Here is a 19791-nt window from a genome sequence, read left to right as displayed (position 1 = left end):
GATGCGGCAGCACAGCGACGACCGGGGTTTCTCCCTCGTCGAACTCATGGTGACGGTGGCGATCATGTCGGTCGTGACGCTGGTGATCGTCGGCGCCACGGTCCAGATCTACTCCGGTACGAAGTCGATCGACAACACCGCCGAGGTTCGCGACCAACTGGACAACAGCTTCCGCCGGCTGGACCGGGAGCTGCGCTACGCCAACTGGATCTCCCCGCAGGGAAAGGTCGGCGACCGGTGGTTCATGGAGTACGAGACCAAGACCGGATGCCGGCAGCTGAAGATCGAGGACGGCGTGCTGTCCCTGGCGGAATGGACGTCGGGCACGACGCCGGGCACGGCTGCGGCGGTGGCCAGCGGAATCACCCTGATCAGTGGCGTCGACCCCTTCAATCTGCTCCTCGCCGGGGCGAAGCCGTATGCCTCGGCCAGCCCTGGAACCGGTATGGGCGCCCATTACGAGACCGAGTTCCAGCAGGTCAGGATGCACTTCATGGTGAAGGCCGGAACGGTCACACTGCCTTTCGAGTCGGTTTTCACCGCGCAGAACCTCAGCCGTAGCGCCGCCGGTAAGACCTCCACCAAAGAATGCGACAAGGGCAGGCCGACCTCATGATGCGTATCCGTGGCACCGACGACCGTGGCTCGCTGCCGATGGCGATGCTGGTCATCACCATCGGGCTGTCCCTGTCGGCGGCGCTGCTCCCGCTGGTCGTCCGGCAGGTCAAGTCGACGACCGGTTTCGCCGACCGCACCGCCGCTCTGAACGGGGCGCAGATCGGGCTGGACGTCGTGATGGCCCGGGTCCGGGCGGCCTCCGACAGCCTCAAGAACGGCAAGCTGGAGGACATGCCGCAGTGTCACATCATCGGTGACGCCGGGGTGGACGGGACCGGCGAGAAGCTGCACTACGAGGTCACCATCGACTACTTCAAACGGGACGGCAGCCCGATCGGCTGCCCGCTCGCCGAGGTCCCGTTCACGGCCAGGGTGACCTCGGTGGGCACCAGCAGCGGCAGCCGGACGCTGAAAGCCACCTACACGTTCTCCACCACCAACAACAACATCGACGGCGGCGCGATCCGGATCGACTCGCCGTCCGCCAAGACCCTGTGCATGGACGCCGGATCACGGACGCCGGTGAGCGGCGACAAACTGACCATGCAATGGTGCAACGGGAGCAGCACCCAGCAGTTCGGTTACACCAAGGAGCTCTACCTCAAGCTGATCAACTCGGAGTCGGCGGCCGCGCCGCGCGGGTCCTGCCTGCACTCGGGCGCGTCCCACAGCAAAGGCAACCAGGTCGTCCTGCGGCCGTGCCCGAATCCCGGCTCCCCGGAAGGCCTGTTCCAGTTCAGCCTGGACGGCAACAGCCAGTTCCACTCGGTCACCGCCGGGAACGTCACGGAGAACAGTCTCTGCGTCAACGTGAAGACCGCGAACACCTCCGGAAGCCTCGTCGTCCTCGGCGACTGCAACTCCAGCAGCACCCAGACCATCTGGCGGTCCGAGACCACGGTCGGCGCCGGCATGGCCGGTGACAGCACCAACCAGCTCGTCAACTACGCCCAGTTCAGCCGGTGCCTGGACCTCACCAACAAGGACCCGAAGGCGACGTACATGATCGCCTGGTTCTGCAAGCAGGATCCGCAGGGCCGGGTGGACTGGAACCAGCAGTTCGTGCACCCGGTGCCGGTGAGCCCGGCGTTCAGCGCCGAGGGCAACATCGTGGTGACGAAGGACGGCGTGGAGTTCTGCCTCAAGTCGCCGTTGAGCACCGCCTCGGGCGCCTACGCGACGGTGGTCAACTGCGACAACGTCACCGCCGCCAATCCGCGTAAGGACAAGGAACTGTGGTGGAAGGTGGTGCACGACACCGGTGTGTACGCCACCAGCTACCGAATCCTGGACAGTGACGGGAACTGCCTGGCGCCCACCGACCTGAAGGCCACGCCCAAGGACACCCACTCCGACGGCACCAGCAAGGTCAAGGTCTACCAGTGCAGCAGCTCGGAGCTCCAGAAATGGAACGCGCCGGCGAACATCAGCCGGACCACGCCGATCTCCGACGTCGTGGAGGATTAGAAGCGCGGGAGCCGGAACCGGCCGGTTCCGTGGCAGCATGGCGACATCATGACTGAGCCGTCAGCCGCCGCCCGCGCGCTGGTCGCCGGGGCCTACGACACGCATGTGCACGTGGCCCCGGACGTGATGGACCGGCGCATCGACGATCTGGACCTGGCCAGGCGCTGCCGTGAGGTGGGCCTGGCCGGTTTCATTCTGAAATCGCACTATGTCACGACAGCGGAACGCGCCGCCGTCGTCCGTAAGGCCGTCCCCGGCGTCGACGTGCTCGGCGCCATCACCCTGAACGGCTCGATGGGCGGCATGAACCCGGCCGCCGTCGAGATCGCCGGCCGTCTCGGCGCCCGCATCGTCTGGATGCCCACGGTCGACTCGCGCAACCAGCGCACCAACACCGCCGGCGACCTGCCCGGCGCGAAACCGGCCATGTGGGGCGCGCTCCAGGCCGACCTGCACGCCCAGGGCATCGTCCCGGACATCGTCGAGGTGCTCTCCCCGGACGGCCGGGTCCTCGAACCGGTCCGCCGGGTGCTCCGGGTGATCGCCCGGCACGACATGGTGCTGGCCACCGGGCACCTCGCCGCCGCCGAGATCATCGCCGTGGTGCTGGCCGCCCGCGAGGAGGGCGTCCGCCGCATCGTCGTCACCCACCCCGAATTCACCTCGCAGCGCCTCCCGGTGGCCGATCAGATCCGGCTGGCCTCGCTCGGCGTCCTCCTGGAGCGCTGCTTCACCACCCCGCACACCGGCAAGGTCTCCTGGGACGACCTGATCGCCGCCATCCGCGCGGTCGGGCCCGAGTACTCGCTGCTCTCCAGCGACCTCGGTCAGCCCTTCAACCCGCCGGTCGAGGACGGGCTCGCCCTCTTCGCCGACCGCCTGCTCGGCGCGGGCTTCACCGAGGCCGAGATCCACACCATGGCCGTCGTCAACTCACGCTTCATCGCCCTATGAACCCGTTTCCGGTACGGCGTCCGCCGCCTTCAAACGCACCGGGCCCGCTCCGCGGCACCACGCGACCTGCTGCCCGCTGCGGCCTTTGCCGCGCCCGCCGGGCGTAGATCGATTGACACTCCCGCGTGTGCAGCCGCTCCCTCTCAGCGGGCTCGCCAAGCATCCGAGTTGCTGTTCCTGGCCGTCACGCCGGTCGCGGTGAACGCACACGAAGGCGATGTCGTGGTCGTCCACCTGGCCTATAGCGCTGGTGACGCGGCACTCGACCACAAAAGGCCTTTCAGGAGAAGTCGCCGTTGACCCTCAGCGCGCCGGAGGTGGCCTCGTAGGTGTCACCGCCCGCATCGCGGCCGCCAGTCGGGTGGGCGTATTTCGCGGTGAACGTATAGGTGCCCGGGGCCAGCCTGTCCGCGGAGGCCAGGGTGAAGCGGTAGAGGAAGGCGCCCGGCTCCTCGGTCACCGTGGTCGTCACCGACGCGCCCGGGGTCGACTTGGTGCCACCCCGGGATGTGAGCCCGTCGGTGCGGGCCACCCGGATCACCACCTCAAGCGTCCTCAGTTCCGCGGTGGTCTTCAGGGTGACCACCGACGCTCCCGAGGTGTCGCCGCTGTCCGGATCGACGGAGCCGTCCGACCAGAGCGGGCCCTGCTCGACCCGGGTGCCGCCGGGCTGCGCCTTGGTGGGCGCCGGTGGCGGGGCCGCGGAGGTCGGCTTCCGGGTGGGCGTGGTCCGGCTCGGGGTGGGCCCGGTGGTGGCCGGGGCGACGCTCGTCGGGGTGGGGTCGGTGGTGGGTGCGACCGTCGGGGCCGGGGTGGCCTCGTCCCGGTCGATCGAGTTGGCCAGCGCCCACGTGCCGACGCCGCCGCCACCGAAGAGGACCACCACGGCGGCCACCACGGTGGCCATCCGCACCCGGGGGCCGCGGCGGGGCGTGCGGCGGCGGCCGGAGTCCTGCATGGCGGCCGTGCTGATTCGGTCCAGCATCGCCTCACGGTCGGGCTGGTGGGCGGCCGCCTCGGACCGCAGGGCGGCGCGCAGACCATCGTCGGAGAGCCTCATCGGGCCGCCTCCCAGCCGTCGATGCGGACATGGTCACCCAGTAGTTCGGCAAGTTGCCGCGCGCCCCGGGAGGTCGCGCTCTTCACGGCGCCCACGGAGATGCCGAGAATCGCGGCCACCTCGCGTTCCGGCAGGTCGAAGGCATACCGCAGGACCACGCAGGCCCGCCGCCGGTGGGGCAGCCGGCGCAGCGCTCCGCGCACGTCGAGGACGGCCGGCACGTCGGTGTCCCGGCCGCGGCGCAGCGACCCGAACGACAGGAGCCGTTCCCGGCCGCGCCGGCGCACCCACTGGCGGGACAGGTTCATCACGATGCCGTGGCCGTACGCCACCGGGTCGTCGGCCGCGTCCACCCGGTCCCAGTGCCGCCACACCTCGGTCAGCGCGTCGGCGGCCAGATCGTCGGCCACCTGGGACTCGCCGGTCATCAGGTACGCCAGACGTGACAGCGAGGCGTGATGCCGCTCGAAATACGCGCGGAACGCGTCGTCGCGCACTGGCGGGCACCCCCTGTTCCGGACCGGGCGACGTCAGAGATCTTGGCAGGTTACCGGCTCGGCGGCGGGCACGCCGAAGGGGTACGAGAGGTGATCACCCCTCGTACCCCTTCGGATGTGCTTGCTCAGCCCTCCTTCGGGACCGGGACCGGGGCGACCCGCCAGATGCGGGCCGCGTAGTCGGAGACCGTGCGGTCGGAGCTGAAGAAGCCGCTGTGCGCCGTGTTGAGGACCGACATGCGCGCCCACCGCTGCGGGTCGCGCCAGGCCCGGTCGACCTCGTCCTGACTCTCCACGTAGGAGCGGAAGTCGGCGAGCGTGAGGTACTCGTCGCGGCCCAGCAGGGAGGCGGCGACCCGCTGGCCCGCCTCGCCGAACGTGCCGGCGCGCAGGGTGTCGAGGGCGGCCCGCAGCTCACCGTCGGCCTCGTAGTAGGCCCACGGGCTGTATCCCTGCTGGTGGGCGTTGGCGGCCTGGTACGCGTCCATGCCGAAGAGGAAGAAGTTCTCCGCGCCGACCCGTGCCCGGATCTCGATGTTGGCGCCGTCCAGCGTGCCGATGGTGAGCGCGCCGTTGAGGGCCAGTTTCATGTTGCCGGTGCCGGATGCCTCCTTGCCGGCCAGCGAGATCTGCTCGCTCAGGTCGGCGGCCGGGATGATGCGCTCGGCCAGGGTGACGTTGTAGTTCTCCGGGAACACCACCTTGAGGTACGGGGAGACGACCGGGTCCGCGGCGATCCGGGCCGCGATCATGGCGATCAGCCGGATGATCTCCTTGGCCGCGTGGTAGGCGGGCGCCGCCTTCCCGGCGAACAGCACGGTACGCGGCACCCAGTCGGCGCTGGGATCGGCGCGGATCCGGTGGTACATGGCGATCACGTGCAGCAGCTTGAGCTGTTGCCGCTTGTACTCGTGGAACCGCTTGATCATCACGTCGGTGAGCGAATCCGGGTCGCCGGCCGCCAGGTCGACCTTGTTGGCCCGCTTGATCGCCCGCCAGCGCTCCAGGAACGACGCGTCGCCGGCGAGCGCCTCCAGCCCGGCGAGCCGTTCCAGGTCGCCGAGCCAGTCGTCGCCGCCGAGACCCTCGGTGATCAGGTCGGAGAGCCGGGGGTTGGCGATCTTGACGAACCGGCGGGGTGAGACGCCGTTCGTGACGTTCTGGAACTTGGCCGGCCACAGCTCGGCGAAGTCGTTGAGCACTGTCTCGCGCAGCAGCTTGGAGTGCAGTTCGGCCACGCCGTTGACGGCCTCGGTGCCGACCACGGCGAGGTGTGCCATCCGGACCCGGCGCTCCGGTTCCTCACCGATGATCGACATGCGGCGCACCCGGTCGTGGTCACCGGGGAACCGGGCCTCGACCTCCTTCAGGAACAGCATGTTGATCAGGTAGATGATCTCCAGGTGCCGGGGGAGCAGCCGCTCGAACATGTGCACCGGCCACGTCTCCAGCGCCTCCGGCAGCAGGGTGTGGCAGGTGTACGCGAACGTCCGCCGGGTGATCGACCAGGCCTCGTCCCACTCCAGCTCGTACTCGTCGACGAGCAGCCGCATCAGTTCGGCGATGGCGATCGTCGGGTGGGTGTCGTTGAGCTGGATGACGGTCTTGTCGGCGAACTCGGCCCAGCCCTCGTTGCGCAGCCGGAACCGCCGGATGATGTCCCGCAGCGAGCAGGAGACCAGGAAGTACTGCTGCTTGAGCCGCAGCTCACGGCCCAGTTCGGTGCTGTCGTCGGGGTAGAGGACCTTGCTGATGTTCTCGGCGCGCACCGCCTCCTGGACGGCCTCGGCGTACTGGCCGGCGGAGAAGCGGCTCAGGTCGAAGGACGCCTCACTGCCCCGGGCCCGCCACAGCCGGACGATGTTGACCGTCTCGGTGCCGTAGCCGGGGACCAGCATGTGGCTGGGCTCGCCGAGCACGATCTCGCCGGGCACCCAGCGCTTGCGGGTCTGTGCGCCGGGGATCGGCTCGGTGTGCCCGTAGAAGCCGACGGTCTGCCGGTCGTCGGGGGCCGGGAACTCCCACGGGTTGCCGTGGAAGGCCCAGTCGTCGGGGCGCTCGGTCTGCCCCTCCTCGGTGATGATCTGGTGGAAGATGCCGAAGTCGTAGCGGATGCCGTAGCCGACCGCCGGGATGTCCCGGGTGGCCATCGAGTCGACCAGGCAGGCGGCGAGACGGCCCAGGCCGCCGTTGCCGAGGCCCGGTTCGATGTCCAGCTCCTCCAGGTCCTCCAGGCTGAAGCCGAGGGTCTTGACCGCCTCGGCGGCCAGGTCGCCGGTGTCGGAGTAGAGCAGGTTCTGCTCCAGCTGAGCGCCGAGAAGGTACTCCGCGGAGAGGTAGTAGACCCATCTGGGGTTGGTGGCGAAGTGCGCGGCCGCGGTCCGGGACCGCCGCTCGGCGAGCCGGTCCCGCACGGTGAGGGAGAGCGTCTCGTACGCGTCGCGCGCGCTCGCCGACTCGACCGTCGTGCCGCGCCGGTAGAAGAGGTTGCTCAACAGGTCCTGCTGGAACTCATCGGCGGTCTTGCCCGGTCGGCGCGGACCGATGCCCTGTCGAAGATCCATGCCGCCATTGTGCCCGCCGAAGGTTTCGGATGGCCGCCCTTCCTGGTAACTCCCGGATAGCCCGATTCGTTGATCTATGCCGGATATCACCGATGAAGCGGATGGCGACCCGGGGTGGGACACTCCCGTTCGTGCTCGAGATCCTCCTTCCCCCGCCGGTGGTCACCGCCGTGGCGTACACCGACCGCGAGGACGAGCCGTGCTTCGCGGGCGAGGAGGACATGATCGCCACGGCGGTCGCCGGCCGTCGCCGCGAGTTCGTCACCACCCGCCGCTGTGCCCGCGAGGCGCTGGCGGGCATCGGCGTGCCGGCCGTCCCGATCCGCAGCGGCCCTCGCCGGGAACCGCTCTGGCCGTCCGATGTGGTCGGCAGTCTCACCCACTGCGCCGGGTTCCGGGGCGCGGCTGTGGCCCGGTCCGGCGACCTGGCGGGCATCGGCGTCGACGCCGAACCGCACGCCCCGCTGCCACCCCGGGTGATCGGCGCGGTCACCGCGCCCGGCGATGTCGAGCACCTCGCCGAGCTGTCCGAAAAGGACCCGTCGGTGCACTGGGACCGGCTGCTGTTCAGCGCCAAGGAGTCGGTCTACAAGGCGTGGTTCCCGCTGACCGGGCGGTGGCTCGGCTTCGAGGAGGCGGCCCTGACCGTCGACCCGGCCGGGAACGCCTTCACGGCCCGGCTGCTGGTGGACGCCCCGTTCCCGGCCCTGCACGGCCGCTACCTGATCGGGAACGGGCTGGTCGTGACCGCGGTGACCATCGCCCACGCCTGATCAGTCGTAGTGCTGGAGGCGGGGCCAGACCGTCGACCACGGCTCGTTGCGGCGGCAGAGGTAGACGCGGGCGCCGACCTCCTCGTTCTCCACGCCGAGCGTGTTGCTCAGGGTGGCCTTGGGCACGCAGCCGCCGATCAGCTCGTTCGCCCGCTCCGGCGGGGCCTGCAACACGGCCAGGATGATGGTCTTCGACTCCGGTGGCGGGCCGAACTCGTACAGCGCGTTGTGCCCGCTGTAGACCTCGGGCAGGCCCAGCGGCGGCCCGAACCGGTCGAGCGCCCCGGCCTCGCCGTAGTTGCCGGTGAACAGCACCGTCTTGCGCTGCTCCACCGGGTCCAGGTCGGCGTGGACGGTGGCGACCTGCCACACGTACTGCCGCCAGCCGATCTGGTCCGGGATGGTGGAGTTGGCGGCGGCCGGGACCGAGCCGGCCACATCCCTCGCGGGGATCACCGGCAGCGACATCACCGCGCCGGCCACCGAGGAGACGATCACCCCGCCGGCGAGCAGCGCCTGCCGTCCGCCCCGCCCGGTCACCCACCGCTCGGTCGGCACGGCGCCCAGCGCGAACAGGCCGAGGAGCAGGCCGAGCGGATAGTACGGCTGCCCGGCGGTGACCAGCACCACCACGAGCATCATCGGATAGGCGACGGCGATGGACCGCAGGCGCCGCAGCCGGGGGTCGCGGACCAGCGTGACCATCCCGGCGATCCACACCGGAGGGAGGGTGAGCAGGACGATCTGCATCGGCAGCAGCAGGATCCGCGACTCGGTCCCCTTGTTCTCGGCGATCGCGGCCGCCATCTCCGCTTGCGGGAACCCGTTGCGCACCTGGTAGATCAGGTTCGGCAGGCCGATCAGCACGGCCAGCACGACGCCGCCCCACAGATGCCGGGAGCGCAGCACCGACCGCGGCCCGGCGATCAGCAGCCCGGCGCCCAGGCAGGCCAGCAGCAGGATCACCAGGTGCTTGTTGTAGAGCCCGAGCCCGGCCACCACGCCCGCGCCGAGCCAGGCCCGTGGCCGGTCCCACAGCAGGGCGCGCACCACGAGGAGCAGCACGCCGAGCCAGACCAGCAGGTCGGTGGCCGCGGTCGAGGCGACGTGCGCGGCGGTGAGCGGGAAGGTGCCGAAGATCCCGGTGGCGGCGAGCGACTGGGCGATCGGGCCGCCGCCGGCCTCCCGGGCGATCCCGGCGGCCACGACGGCGGTGAGCCCGAGCAGCACGGCCGGGAGCACCCGGATCGACCACAGGTCGTCGCCGAACAGCTCGATCCCGAACCGGACCAGCAGCGGCGTGAACGGCGGCTGATCGGTGTAGCCCCACTGTGGATGCTCGCCGAGCATGCGGAAGTAGAGCTCGTCCCGGTGATAGCCGTACCCGTCGGCGGTGTAGAGCAGCAGCAGCGCGGCGCTCGCCGCGATCAGGCCGACCGGCCACCACGCGATCGGCCTGCGACCGATCTCCATGCGCTGCGTAATCGCGGTGTCACTGAGAGCATCGACCACGGTTCCACCGTACGGGGACCGCGCCACCTCCCGTCAATGTCACTTGTCCGACCAGTGCGCTCCCAGCAGGCAGGAGCCACAACCGCGGCAGGCGCCGTCACCCGTGACGGTGCCGTCGGTCCGCACCAGGTACGGGCACGGCTCCCCGGTCGGCGTCGAGTAGGTCCTGGCGGGCTTCTCAGGTGCCTGGGCGGTGGTGGTCATGCATCCATTGGGCCATGCCGGGCCGATCCCGTGACCGGCCGAAGGTCCCGCCCGTACGGGCAGGGTTGCCCACTGGCCCGCCGGTGCCATCATGGGACTGCGAAAAGCGTCGATGTCTACGGAGGTTTCCGTGACCGAGCTCGAACCCACCGGGGAACCCGCCGCCGAGCGGGCCCGTGCCGGGGTGCGCGCCTGGGTCCGGGACGCCGGCCGCCGCACCCGGGCCCGCCTGCGCGCCGCCAGCCCGTACGCGATCCTCGCCTTTCTGACCGCCTCGACGGTGGCGCCGGTGGCCGGGGCGCACCTGGGCGCCACCGGGGCGTACGCCGCGGCGCTCGACCAGATCGGCGGCCTGGGCAGCAACTTCCTGGCCGAGGCCATGGCCGGCGCCGCGAAGCGCCTGCGCGACACCGACCCGGAGGCCGGCGGCTGGAGCCAGGAGCAGTGGCGGGACGCCATCGCGGCCGACCTGCTCCCGCTGCTCGCCGCCGCCGACGAGCGCGGCACGGCGCTGCACGAGGAGGTCTCCCGGGTGCTGCGCGCGGTGGACGCGGTCGGCGCCGCGATCGCCGAGGCCGCGGTCACCGACGACGAGCTGCGGCACCTGCTGGAGGGCGCGTTCCGCGAGCTCGGGCTCGGGGTCGGCGAGCTGGGCTGGATGATCGCCGAGGTGCGGCAGGGTGTCGACGGTCTGCGGCAGGAGTTCGCGAACCAGACCGTCGTGCTCAACCGGCAGCTCGACGAGGTGCGCCGTCGGCTGATCGCGGTCACCCGGGAGCAGCTGCCCGACGGCGACGAGGTGCCGGCCGACGTGCCCGGGGGCGCGGTCCCGCCGTACCCCGGGCTGGTCAGTTTCCAGCCGGAGGACGCGCCCCGCTTCCGCGGCCGGGAGACGACCGTCGCGCAACTGCTGAGCCGCCTCGCCGAGCAGGCGGTGGGCGGGCCTCCGCTGGTCGTCACCGGGGTGTCCGGCGTGGGCAAGTCGTCGCTGCTGCGCGCCGGTCTGCTCCCGGCTCTCGGCGTGGGCGCGCTGGGCGCGGAGGCGGCGGCCTGGCGGTGGGTTCTGACCAACCCGGGGGTACGCCCACTCGAGGATCTCGTGGCCCGCCTGCACCGGCTGACCGTCCCGGACGACGGCCCGGAACCGGAGACGACCTCGGACGTCGCCGGTGAGCTGCTCCGGCAGGTCCGGGCGGAACCGGCCCGCCTCGGTGAGCTGGCGGCGAAGGCGGCCGCCGCCGGGCACCGCCCGGTGATCGTGGTGGACCAGTTCGAGGAGCTGTTCACCCAGTGCCCCGACCCGGCCGCCCGGCTGGCCTACGTGACCGCCCTGACCAGCGCGGCCCCGGCTCTCGTGGTGATCGCCGTGCGGTCCGACTTCTACCCCGCCTGCGTGGCGCTGCCGCCGCTGGCGAAGGTGCTGGCCGCCGGCCATCTGGTGCTCGGGCCGCTGGACAGCGCCGCGGTCCGCCGGGCCGTGGTGGAACCGGCCGAGCACGCCGGCCTCACCGTCGAGCCGGGCCTGCCCGACCTGCTGCTGCACGATCTGGGCGCGGACGGACGGGACGGTTACGAGCCGGGCGCGTTGCCGCTGCTGGCGCACGCCCTGCGGGCCACCTGGGACCGGCGGGAGGGGATCCGGCTGACCGTGGCGGCGTACCGGGCCACCGGCGGGATCCGGCACGCGATCGCCGAGACCGCCGAGCGGATCTACCTGGACCTGCCGCCGGACGATCGGGACCGGCTGCGCGACGCCCTGCTCGCCCTGGTCACGGTCACCGGCGACGGGACCGCGGTGCGCCGTCGCGGCGAGCGGGCGGCCAGCGACTCCCGGGTGCTGCGCCGCCTGGTGAAGGCCCGCCTCGTCACGGTCGGCGCGGACACCGTGGAGATCAGCCACGAGGCGCTGCTGACGAGCTGGCCGCGGCTGGCCGGCTGGGTCGGCGAGGCCCGCGAGGACCTGCTGCTGCGCCGGTCGGTCACCGAGGCGGCCCGGGACTGGGACCGGTCCGGCCGCGACCCGGACCTGCTGCCCCGCGGCTCCCGCCTGCTCGCCGCCCGGGAGCGGGTGCCGGCCGGCGACGGCGTGCCCCCGGTGGTGGGGGAGTTCCTCGCGGCCGGTGGCGCCGCCGCCGACCGGGAGCAGGCGGAGCAGCGGAAGGTCACCCGTCGCCTGCGGTGGCTCGCGGCCGGGCTGGCGGCGGCCCTGCTGCTCGCGGTCGGCGGCGGCCTCGTGGTGCTGGACCAGGCGAGGGACGCCGAGGCCCGCGCCCGGGAGTCCCGCTCCCGGCAGTACGCGTCCGAGGCGCTGCGGGCCCTGGAACAGGACGAGACCCAGGCCGTCGGCAAGGCCCTCGACGCCTGGCGGGAGGCGCCCACCACGGAGGCCCGGAGCGCGCTGCTGTCCACCCAGATGGTCCGGTTCCGCGGGCGGCTGGGCAGCGAGCCAGGCGGGTCCGCGGTGGCGGTCAGCCCCGACGGTTCCCGGATCGCGGTCGGCGACACCACCGGCGCGGTTCGGCTGTGGGACACCGCCACCCTGTCCCCGGTCGGGGAGCCGCTGCGCTTCCCGAAGCCGGTCGCGGTGGCCGGGCTGGCCTTCTCCCCGGACGGCCGGTTCCTGGCCGGCGGCTCGTTCCAGGGGACGGCCTGCGGATCTGGGAGGCGGCCACCGGCCGGCTGGCGCACGCGCTCGACGGCTGGGGGCCGGTGGCCTGGCTGCCCGGCACCGGCACCGTGCTGGCCAGCCGGCGGGAGATCGTCGACGGCCGGTTCTCACTGGGCCGGTGGGACGCGGAGAGCGGCACGGCCACCGGCACCCTCCCGGCCGGCGATGTCACGGGCTCCGACCTGTCGGTGAGCCCGGACGGCCGGTACCTGGCGGAGAGCGACATCGACCGGAAGGCCGAGATCCGGCGACTGTCCGACGGCAAGCTCATGGCCACCCTGACCGGCGGCATAGCCTTCGTCGCGTTCGCACCGGACGGCACGCTGGTGACCACCAGCGAGCAGGGCGACGTGATCCAGTGGGCGGTGCCGTCCGGGAAACGGCTGCGCGACCTCACCGCCGAGGCCGGCACGACCCCCGGGCCCGGCCGGGTCACCGTGGCCCCGGACGGCACGGTGATCAGCACCGGCGTACGGCGCACGGCGAGCCTGTACTCGCTGACCGGCGACGGGACCGGCGAGCTGGACACCGGCATCGGCGCCTTCGGCGGGGCCGCGACCTCGGCGAACGGCCAGATCGCGGTGGTCACCGGCCGGGACGCGCCGACCGTCGTGTTCCGCCGCCAGTCGAGCTGGCTGAACACCGACGGCGGCGTCCTCGACCTGGCCTTCTCCCCGGACGGCGCCCGGCTCGCGGCGGGCAGCGACACCGGCGAGGTCCGCGTCTGGGACACCGCCACCCGCGAGCTGATCACCGAGTTCCGGACCGCCGGCGAGCCGCGCGGCGTCGTCTACGGGGCCGGCGGCGTGCTCGCGGTGGCCACCACCACGGGTACGAGCTGGGGCCTGGAACTGTGGGACGGCACCGGGAAACGGGAGCGGACCGTGCCGCTGAGCCGGGAGCCCAGGGACATGGCCGTCACCGCCGACGGCAACCTGCTGGCGGTCGCGGTGGGCGCCTCCCTCGCCGATCCGGTCGAATCCGAGTACGGCGCGGTGCACCTCTACGACCTGGGTCAGCGCCGGGACCGGGGAGTCGTCGATCTGGGGAAGCAGACGGCGTACGCGGTCGCCTTCTCCGCCGACGGCACGGTCCTGCACACCGCCGGGGTGGCCTACGAGCCGGGCTTCGACACTCGGCAGCGGTTGTGGTCGGAGCTGCGGTCCTGGCGGGTGGACGGGCCGCGCGAGATCGGCGGGCAGCTCCTGGGTGACTACCAGCCGCTGGACCTCGCGGTCGCCCCGGACGGGAGCTCGATGGTGGTCACCGGGACCAGCCGGGTGCTCGACGTGCGCTCCGGCGACGGCAGCCGGTCACTGTGGACCTCGAAACCGCAGCTGGACCAGATCGACCGGATCGTGTTCGCGCCGGACGGGCGGACCCTCGCGGTCAACGGGGCGAACGGCGACGTCCAGCTGTGGGACACCCGGGACTGGTCGGTGCTGCGGTTGCAGGGGCACGGGGCCGGGGTGGTCGGGCTGGCGTACACACCGGACGGACGGGTGCTGGCCAGTGGCGGGGCGGATTCGCTGGTCGGCGTCTGGCCGCTGGAGCCGGCGGTGGCCGTACGAAATCTGTGCTTGATAGACGGTCCGCTGCGCCGCGCCGAAGGTGCGGAGGTCTCCCCGCTCTGCGCATGAAGAGTGACGTGATCCCCCCTCCTCGCTCTCGGGCGTCAATGCTAGGTTAGCCTTACCTAACCTAAGGAGCGGTGCCGTCATGCCCCTGGACAGGGAAAACGTGCCCGGCCTCGCCGGGAAGACCGCCCTGGTCACCGGCGCCGGGCAGGGGATCGGCCGGGCCGTCGCGGTCGCGCTGGCCGGCGAGGGCGCCCGGGTCGCCGCCGCCGACCGCTCCGAGGCGGGCGTCAAGCTCCTCGCCGACGAGTACCCGGGCATCCTGCCGCAGGTCGCCGACGTCACCTCGGCCGAGCAGGTGGAGGCCGTCGTGGACGCCGCCGAGCGCTTCCTCGGGCCCCTCGACCTGCTGGTCAACGTGGCCGGCGTGCTGCACATGGGCGACGTCGTCGACCTCACCGACGACGCCTGGGCGCAGACCTTCGCGGTCAACACCACCGGCGTCTTCCACGTCAGCCGGGCCGTCGCCCGGCGGATGGTCCCGCGCTGCTCCGGCGCCATCGTCACGGTCTCCTCGAACGCGGCCGGCGTGCCCCGCTCCGGCATGTCCGCCTACGCCGCGTCGAAGGCCGCCAGCACCATGTTCACCAAGTGTCTCGGCCTCGAGTTGGCGCCGTACGGGATCCGCTGCAACGTGGTCGCCCCCGGCTCCACCGACACACCGATGCAACGGCAGCTCTGGACCGACGGCGTACCCGCACCGGTCCTCGACGGCGACCCGGCCACCTTCCGGGTCGGCATCCCGCTCGGGCGCATCGCCACCCCGGAGGACGTCGCCGACGCCGTGCTGTTCCTCGCCTCCGACCGGGCGCGGCACATCACCATGCACGACCTGTACGTCGACGGCGGCGCCACCCTCCGAGCCTGATCACCGACCGGCCACCCCAAGCCGGTGAAGGGAGAATCATCCGTGTCCGTCGCCGTATCCACCCTCGACGGAGCCGACCTGCTCGACGCCTACCAGGCCGGGCAGTCGTCGGTGTTCGTGTCGCCGCGCGGCACCCTCCTCGCCGAGGGCGTGCACTCGGAGGTGAACACGTCCGGCCTCGCCGATCTGCCCGAGCAGGTCGCGGGCGTCTTCGGAACCTGCGGGCATCCGGTCCGTACCGTGATCGGGGCCGTCCCGTTCGCGCCCGACGCACCGGCCCGCCTCGTCGTCCCCCGGCGTCTGCGGCGCGCGCCCGTCCTCGGCGCCGCGCCCGCCGTACCGGCCGCCTCGGCCGCGCGGGAGAGCCTGCCGCCGATCCCCGACCCCGGGTACGTCGCCGCGGTGGCCCGGGCGGTCGAGGAGATCCAGGCCGGCGCGTACACGAAGGTCGTGCTGGCCCGCGCGCTGCGGCTGGCGGCGCCCGGCTTCGACCCGGCCCCGGTGGTGCGCGCCCTCGCGTACGGCGGCGCCGGCACGTACACCTTCGGCATCGACCTCGGCGGCGGGCGCACCCTCCTGGGCGCCAGCCCCGAACTGCTGGTGGCGCGGCACGGCCGGACCGTCTCGGCGAACCCGCTCGCCGGGTCCATCCCGCGCAGCACCGACCCGGCCGAGGACGCCCGCCGCGCCGCCGGGCTCCTGGAATCCGCCAAGGACCTGCACGAGCACACGTTCGCCAGCGAGGCGGTGGCCGAGGGGCTGCGGCCGTACTGCCGGAACCTTCGGGTGCCGTCCGAGCCGACGCTGACCGCCACCCCGACCATGTGGCACCTGGGCTCCCGGATCACCGGCGAGATCATCGACCCGGACGTGTCCTCGCTGGCCCTGGCCACCGCCCTGCATCCGACCCCGGCCGTCTGCGGCACCCCGCCGACCGCGGCCCGCCGGGCGATCACCGAACTGGAGCCGTTCGACCGCGGCTTCTTCGCCGGCATGGTCGGCTGGGCGGACGCCGACGGCGACGGCGAGTGGGCGGTCACCATCCGGTGCGCCACCGCCGGGCCGGAGGGCCTCGACGTGTACGCCGGAGCCGGCATCGTGGCCGCCTCCGACCCGCACGCCGAACTCGCCGAGACGACCGCGAAACTCGGCACCATGCTGACCGCCCTGGGAGTGTTCAATGTGGCCTGACGACTTCGCCGAGCGGTACCGCAAACTCGGCCACTGGACCGGCCAGACCCTGTTCGACCTGCTCAGCACGGCCGCCGAGAGGTTCGGCGACCGCGACGCGGTCATCGACGGAGACGCCCGGGTCAGCTACCGGTCGCTCCACGAGCGCGCCTCACGCCTCGCGGCGGGCCTGCACGATTTCGGGGTACGCCGTGGCGATCGGGTCGTGGTGCAACTGCCGAACACGGCCGCCTACTTCGACGTGATCTTCGCGTTGTTCCGCCTCGGGGCGCTGCCCGTCTTCGCCCTGCCCGCCCACCGCGGCGCCGAGATCGGCTACTTCTGCTCGCACACCGACGCCGTCGCGCTGATCACCACCGACGTGTACGACGGCTTCGACCACCGCACCCTCGCCTCCGTGGCCGGCGCCGCCAAGCTCATCGTGGCCGGCGACCCGGGCTCGCACACCGCCCTCTCTTCTCTCTATACCTCGTCCGTCTCCTCCCTTCCTCCTGGTCCAGGCCCTTCCGACCTGGCGTTCCTGCAACTCTCCGGCGGCAGCACCGGACTGCCGAAACTGATCCCGCGGACCCACGACGACTACCTCTACAGCGTCCGGGCCAGCGCCGAGATCTGCGAACTCACCCCGGACAGCTCCTACCTCGTGGTGCTGCCGGTGGCACACAACTTCCCGATGTCGTCCCCCGGTGTCCTCGGCGTCTTCCACGCCGGCGGCAAGGTGGTGCTCTCCACCACGCCCGACCCGGCCCGGGTGTTCCCGCTGATCGAACGGGAACGGGTCACCATCGCGGCCCTCGTACCGCCGCTCGCCCTGGTCTGGCTCGACGCCGCGGCCAACCTCGGCGCCGGCCTGCCCAGCCTGGAGGTCCTCCAGGTGGGCGGGGCGAAACTGCTCGACTCCGTCGCCGCCCGGGTCGAGCCGGTGCTCGGCTGCAAGCTCCAGCAGGTGTTCGGCATGGCCGAGGGCCTGGTCAACTACACCCGCCTCGACGACGGCGACGACATCGTCCTGCACACCCAGGGCCGGCCGATCTCCCCGGACGACGAGGTGCTCGTGGTCGACGACGAGGACGTCCCGGTGCCGGACGGCACCGTCGGGCACCTGCTGACCCGCGGGCCGTACACGATCCGCGGCTACTGGCGGGCCGACGAGCACAACCGGACCGCGTTCACCGACGACGGCTTCTACCGCACCGGCGACCTGGTCCGGCGGCTCGACGGCGGCTACCTGGTCGTCGAGGGCCGGGCCAAGGACCAGATCAACCGCGGCGGCGAGAAGATCGCCGCCGAGGAGGTCGAGGACCACCTGCTCACCCACCCGGCCGTGCACGACGCCGCCGTGGTCTCGGTGCCGGACACCTACCTGGGCGAGCGCAGCTGCGCGTTCGTCGTGGTCAAGGACGGGATGACCGCCCCGAGACTGCGTGACATCCGCGAGCACCTGCGGGACCGCGGCCTGGCCACCTTCAAGATCCCCGACCGGCTCCGGGTGGTGGACGGCTTCCCGGTCACCGGCGTCGGCAAGACCAGCCGCCGCGAGCTGCGCGCCCTCCTCCGCGAACTCGCCGCTTCGAAAGGAACAGCCTGATGCTTCCCCGCATCACCCCGTACCACGTCCCCGGTGGCTTCAACCGGGCCGGCGGCAAAGTCGACTGGCGGGTCGACCCGTCCCGGGCCGCGCTGCTCGTGCACGACATGCAGAACTACTTCCTGGCCCCGTTCGGCACCGCCGACAACGCGCTGCTGTCCAAGGTGGTCGGCAACATCGCCACACTGCGGAAACACGCCGCCCGCACCGGAATCCCGGTGTTCTTCTCCGCCCAGCCCGGCGGCCAGTCCCGCGAGGAACGCGGCCTGCTCCAGGACTTCTGGGGCGACGGCCCGCCCGCCGACCCGCAGGCCCTGGCCATCACCGAGGCGCTGCGCCCGGCCCCCGGCGACGTGGTCCTCACCAAGCGCCGCTACAGCGCCTTCGTCGGCACCGACCTGGCCGACCGGCTCGGCTCCCGTGACCAGCTGATCGTCACCGGCGTGTACGCCCACATCGGTGTCCTGGCCACCGCACTGGACGCCTTCATGCGCGGCATCAAGCCGTTCGTGATCACCGACGCGGTCGCCGACTTCAGCCCGGCCCACCACGCCGACGCCCTCCGGCACATCCAGACCCGCTGCGGCGTGGTCACCCCCACCGCCGAACTCACCGCCGACCTGCTCACCCCCACCGCCGAACTCACCGCCGACCTGCTCACCCCCACCGCCTGACCTTCCGGGCGGCCTTGTTCAGGCCCGGTGCGCCGGCACTTCCTCGGTCTCGGCGCACCGGGCCGTCCCAACCCTTCAGCTGGCTCTCAGGGCTGTCTCAAGCCGCCCGAGACAGCTCTGAGAGCCGGCCGTGAGGTGCCCGATGCCGACGAGCGTGCCAATCACCTCGGTGCCGCCGCGGGTGCCCCGGCCATCGCCGCCGGTCATCGCCGTGAGCCCGCGCGTCGAGGCGCTGCGGGGTGCCGGCCCGGATGCCCTCACCCGGTTCTGGGCAGAGATCGAACGCGACGGCGCACCCCTGATCGAGAAGGACGGCTACGCGGTCCTGATCACCTTCGTCTGGCGCGAGACCCGGCCGGTCCGGGACGTCCTCGCCCTCGTCAACAAACTCGTGGACCGCGCCGACCTGGGCCGCTCCCGGATGCGGAAGATGCCCGGCACCGACCTGTGGCACCTCACCTACCGCGTCCGAGACGACTGGCAGGCCACCTACCACCTCGCCCCCGACTACATCGCCTCCGGCCCTGGCCGCATCGCGCCCGGTTCCGGCCCTGGCCGCATCGCGCCCGGTTCCGGCCCCGAGCACCCACAACCCGGCGGACCCGCTGGCCATTGGGGTTTCGCGGCCCCGGCCGATTCCGTTCGGCTGCGGGCCGTCGCGGCGAACGGGGTGCCCGACCCGCTCAACCCGGTGACGTTTCCGCAGGAGCGGCCGCCGCACAAGTCGGTCGCCGTAGCGCCCGCCGCCGCGCCGGAGCCGTGCTGGTGGCGGCCCGATCCCGCGTCACCGGCAGGGATCCTGGACGAGACGACGGTCGACGGGCGCCGGTTGTGGCGCTACCGGCCGCCCGGACACTCGGCCGACGCCGGGCCGTACCCGCTGCTGGTCCTGCTCGACGGCGACCTGTGGGGCCCGCTGCTGCCGGTCGCCCCGATCCTGGACAACCTGATCGCCGCCGGCCGCATCCCGCCGGTGGTGGCCCTGCTCCCGGACGGCGCCGACCACGCTACCCGCTCCACCGAGTACGCCTGCGACCCCGGGTACGCCGCCTTCCTGGCTGCCCTCCCGTCGTCGCCGGCCGGCCGTGACCTGGCGGCGACCACCGACCCGGCCCGCACCGTCATCGCCGGGCAGAGCCTGGGCGGCCTGATGGCGGCGTTCACCGCGGTCACCCGCCCGGACCGCTTCGGCAACGTACTGAGCCAGTCCGGCGCTTTCTGGTGGAAGAGCCACACCCCGGCCGATGAGGAGGCCGAGTGGCTGGCCCACCATCTCGCCGTCACCGAACGCCGCCCGGTCCGCTGGCACGTCGAGGTGGGCCTGGATGAGTGGGTGACGCTCGGCCCCAACCGCCACCTCCGCGACGTGCTGCTGGCCCGCGGCTACCCGCTCACCTATACCGAGTTCGCTGGCGGCCACGACCGCCTCTGCTGGCGCGAACGCCTCGGCGAAGCCCTCACCGCCCTCTTCACCCTTTGAGCCCTCCCTCCCTCCCTCCCTCCCTTCCTCCCTCCC

The 19791-nt window shown here is 72.3% G+C and carries 16 protein-coding genes; 11 read left to right on the top strand and 5 right to left on the bottom strand.

All coding sequences use genetic code 11. The features are described 5' to 3' along the window. The first annotated feature begins 1 nt into the window (after position 1). From IEZ13_RS01785 to IEZ13_RS01775, 3 genes are read left to right on the top strand one after another with little or no spacing between them, the layout of a single operon-like run. On the top strand, positions 2–616 hold the full coding sequence (locus IEZ13_RS01785; protein ID WP_189285726.1) for a PilW family protein: 615 nt from the start codon (positions 2–4) through the stop codon (positions 614–616). Then, positions 613–2085 carry an RICIN domain-containing protein gene (locus tag IEZ13_RS01780; RefSeq protein ID WP_183215954.1) on the top strand — a complete coding sequence of 491 codons (1473 nt, stop codon included), beginning with the start codon at positions 613–615 and terminating at the stop codon, positions 2083–2085. The genes IEZ13_RS01785 and IEZ13_RS01780 overlap by 4 nt, the downstream gene beginning before the upstream one ends. A gap of 48 nt (positions 2086–2133) precedes the next feature. Next, positions 2134–3039 carry a DUF6282 family protein gene (locus IEZ13_RS01775; protein ID WP_183215952.1) on the top strand — a complete coding sequence of 302 codons (906 nt, stop codon included), beginning with the start codon at positions 2134–2136 and terminating at the stop codon, positions 3037–3039. Between the two features lie 280 nt (positions 3040–3319). On the opposite strand, the gene IEZ13_RS01770 is transcribed toward IEZ13_RS01775, so the two are convergent. The 3 genes from IEZ13_RS01770 to IEZ13_RS01760 all read right to left on the bottom strand — a co-directional run bounded on the left by IEZ13_RS01770 (position 3320) and on the right by IEZ13_RS01760 (position 7160). Next, positions 3320–4099 (bottom strand): hypothetical protein, encoded by a 780-nt coding sequence (locus IEZ13_RS01770; protein ID WP_183215950.1) that lies wholly within the window; start codon positions 4097–4099, stop codon positions 3320–3322. Beyond that, on the bottom strand, positions 4096–4596 hold the full coding sequence (locus tag IEZ13_RS01765; RefSeq protein ID WP_183215949.1) for a SigE family RNA polymerase sigma factor: 501 nt from the start codon (positions 4594–4596) through the stop codon (positions 4096–4098). The genes IEZ13_RS01770 and IEZ13_RS01765 overlap by 4 nt, the downstream gene beginning before the upstream one ends. 125 nt (positions 4597–4721) lie before the next feature. Then, the gene (locus tag IEZ13_RS01760) at positions 4722–7160 is read right to left on the bottom strand and encodes a glycogen/starch/alpha-glucan phosphorylase (protein WP_183215947.1); all 2439 of its coding nucleotides are present in this window, start codon (positions 7158–7160) and stop codon (positions 4722–4724) included. A 131-nt stretch (positions 7161–7291) separates the two neighbouring features. Between IEZ13_RS01760 and IEZ13_RS01755 the strand changes: the two genes are divergently transcribed. Continuing rightward, positions 7292–7933 carry a 4'-phosphopantetheinyl transferase family protein gene (locus IEZ13_RS01755; protein ID WP_183215945.1) on the top strand — a complete coding sequence of 214 codons (642 nt, stop codon included), beginning with the start codon at positions 7292–7294 and terminating at the stop codon, positions 7931–7933. Here IEZ13_RS01755 and IEZ13_RS01750 read toward each other — a convergent pair whose 3' ends face one another. Beyond that, entirely contained in the window at positions 7934–9445 is a 1512-nt protein-coding gene (locus IEZ13_RS01750) for a glycosyltransferase family 39 protein (RefSeq protein ID WP_183215943.1), read from the bottom strand. Positions 9446–9484: 39 nt separating this feature from the next. Further along, positions 9485–9649: a hypothetical protein gene (locus IEZ13_RS01745; protein ID WP_183215941.1), complete on the bottom strand. Its 165-nt coding sequence runs from the start codon at positions 9647–9649 to the stop codon at positions 9485–9487. A gap of 130 nt (positions 9650–9779) precedes the next feature. Here IEZ13_RS01745 and IEZ13_RS47405 point away from each other — a divergent pair, with 130 nt between their 5' ends. The 7 genes from IEZ13_RS47405 (at position 9780) to IEZ13_RS01715 (ending at position 19755) form a co-directional block, all read left to right on the top strand. Further along, on the top strand, positions 9780–12509 hold the full coding sequence (locus tag IEZ13_RS47405) for an ATP-binding protein (protein ID WP_268240064.1): 2730 nt from the start codon (positions 9780–9782) through the stop codon (positions 12507–12509). Between the two features lie 77 nt (positions 12510–12586). Further along, a complete protein-coding gene (locus tag IEZ13_RS01740) occupies positions 12587–13957 on the top strand; it encodes a WD40 repeat domain-containing protein (protein ID WP_268240071.1) in 1371 nt (456 codons plus the stop codon). 79 nt (positions 13958–14036) lie between these two features. Continuing rightward, positions 14037–14822, top strand: a complete 786-nt coding sequence (locus IEZ13_RS01735; protein ID WP_183215937.1) for a 2,3-dihydro-2,3-dihydroxybenzoate dehydrogenase — start codon at positions 14037–14039, stop codon at positions 14820–14822. A gap of 42 nt (positions 14823–14864) precedes the next feature. After that, the gene (locus IEZ13_RS01730; protein WP_183215935.1) at positions 14865–16013 is read left to right on the top strand and encodes an isochorismate synthase; all 1149 of its coding nucleotides are present in this window, start codon (positions 14865–14867) and stop codon (positions 16011–16013) included. Beyond that, positions 16003–17601: a (2,3-dihydroxybenzoyl)adenylate synthase gene (locus tag IEZ13_RS01725; RefSeq protein ID WP_183215933.1), complete on the top strand. Its 1599-nt coding sequence runs from the start codon at positions 16003–16005 to the stop codon at positions 17599–17601. The genes IEZ13_RS01730 and IEZ13_RS01725 overlap by 11 nt, the downstream gene beginning before the upstream one ends. Beyond that, a complete protein-coding gene (locus tag IEZ13_RS01720) occupies positions 17601–18275 on the top strand; it encodes an isochorismatase family protein (RefSeq protein ID WP_183215931.1) in 675 nt (224 codons plus the stop codon). The genes IEZ13_RS01725 and IEZ13_RS01720 overlap by 1 nt, the downstream gene beginning before the upstream one ends. Before the next feature lie 142 nt (positions 18276–18417). After that, positions 18418–19755 carry an alpha/beta hydrolase-fold protein gene (locus IEZ13_RS01715; RefSeq protein ID WP_183215929.1) on the top strand — a complete coding sequence of 446 codons (1338 nt, stop codon included), beginning with the start codon at positions 18418–18420 and terminating at the stop codon, positions 19753–19755. Positions 19756–19791 lie beyond the last annotated feature (36 nt).

Source organism: Actinoplanes campanulatus (genome assembly GCF_014647795.1).
Classification (GTDB): domain Bacteria; phylum Actinomycetota; class Actinomycetes; order Mycobacteriales; family Micromonosporaceae; genus Actinoplanes; species Actinoplanes campanulatus.
This window is presented reverse-complemented; position numbering and strand designations above follow the sequence as displayed.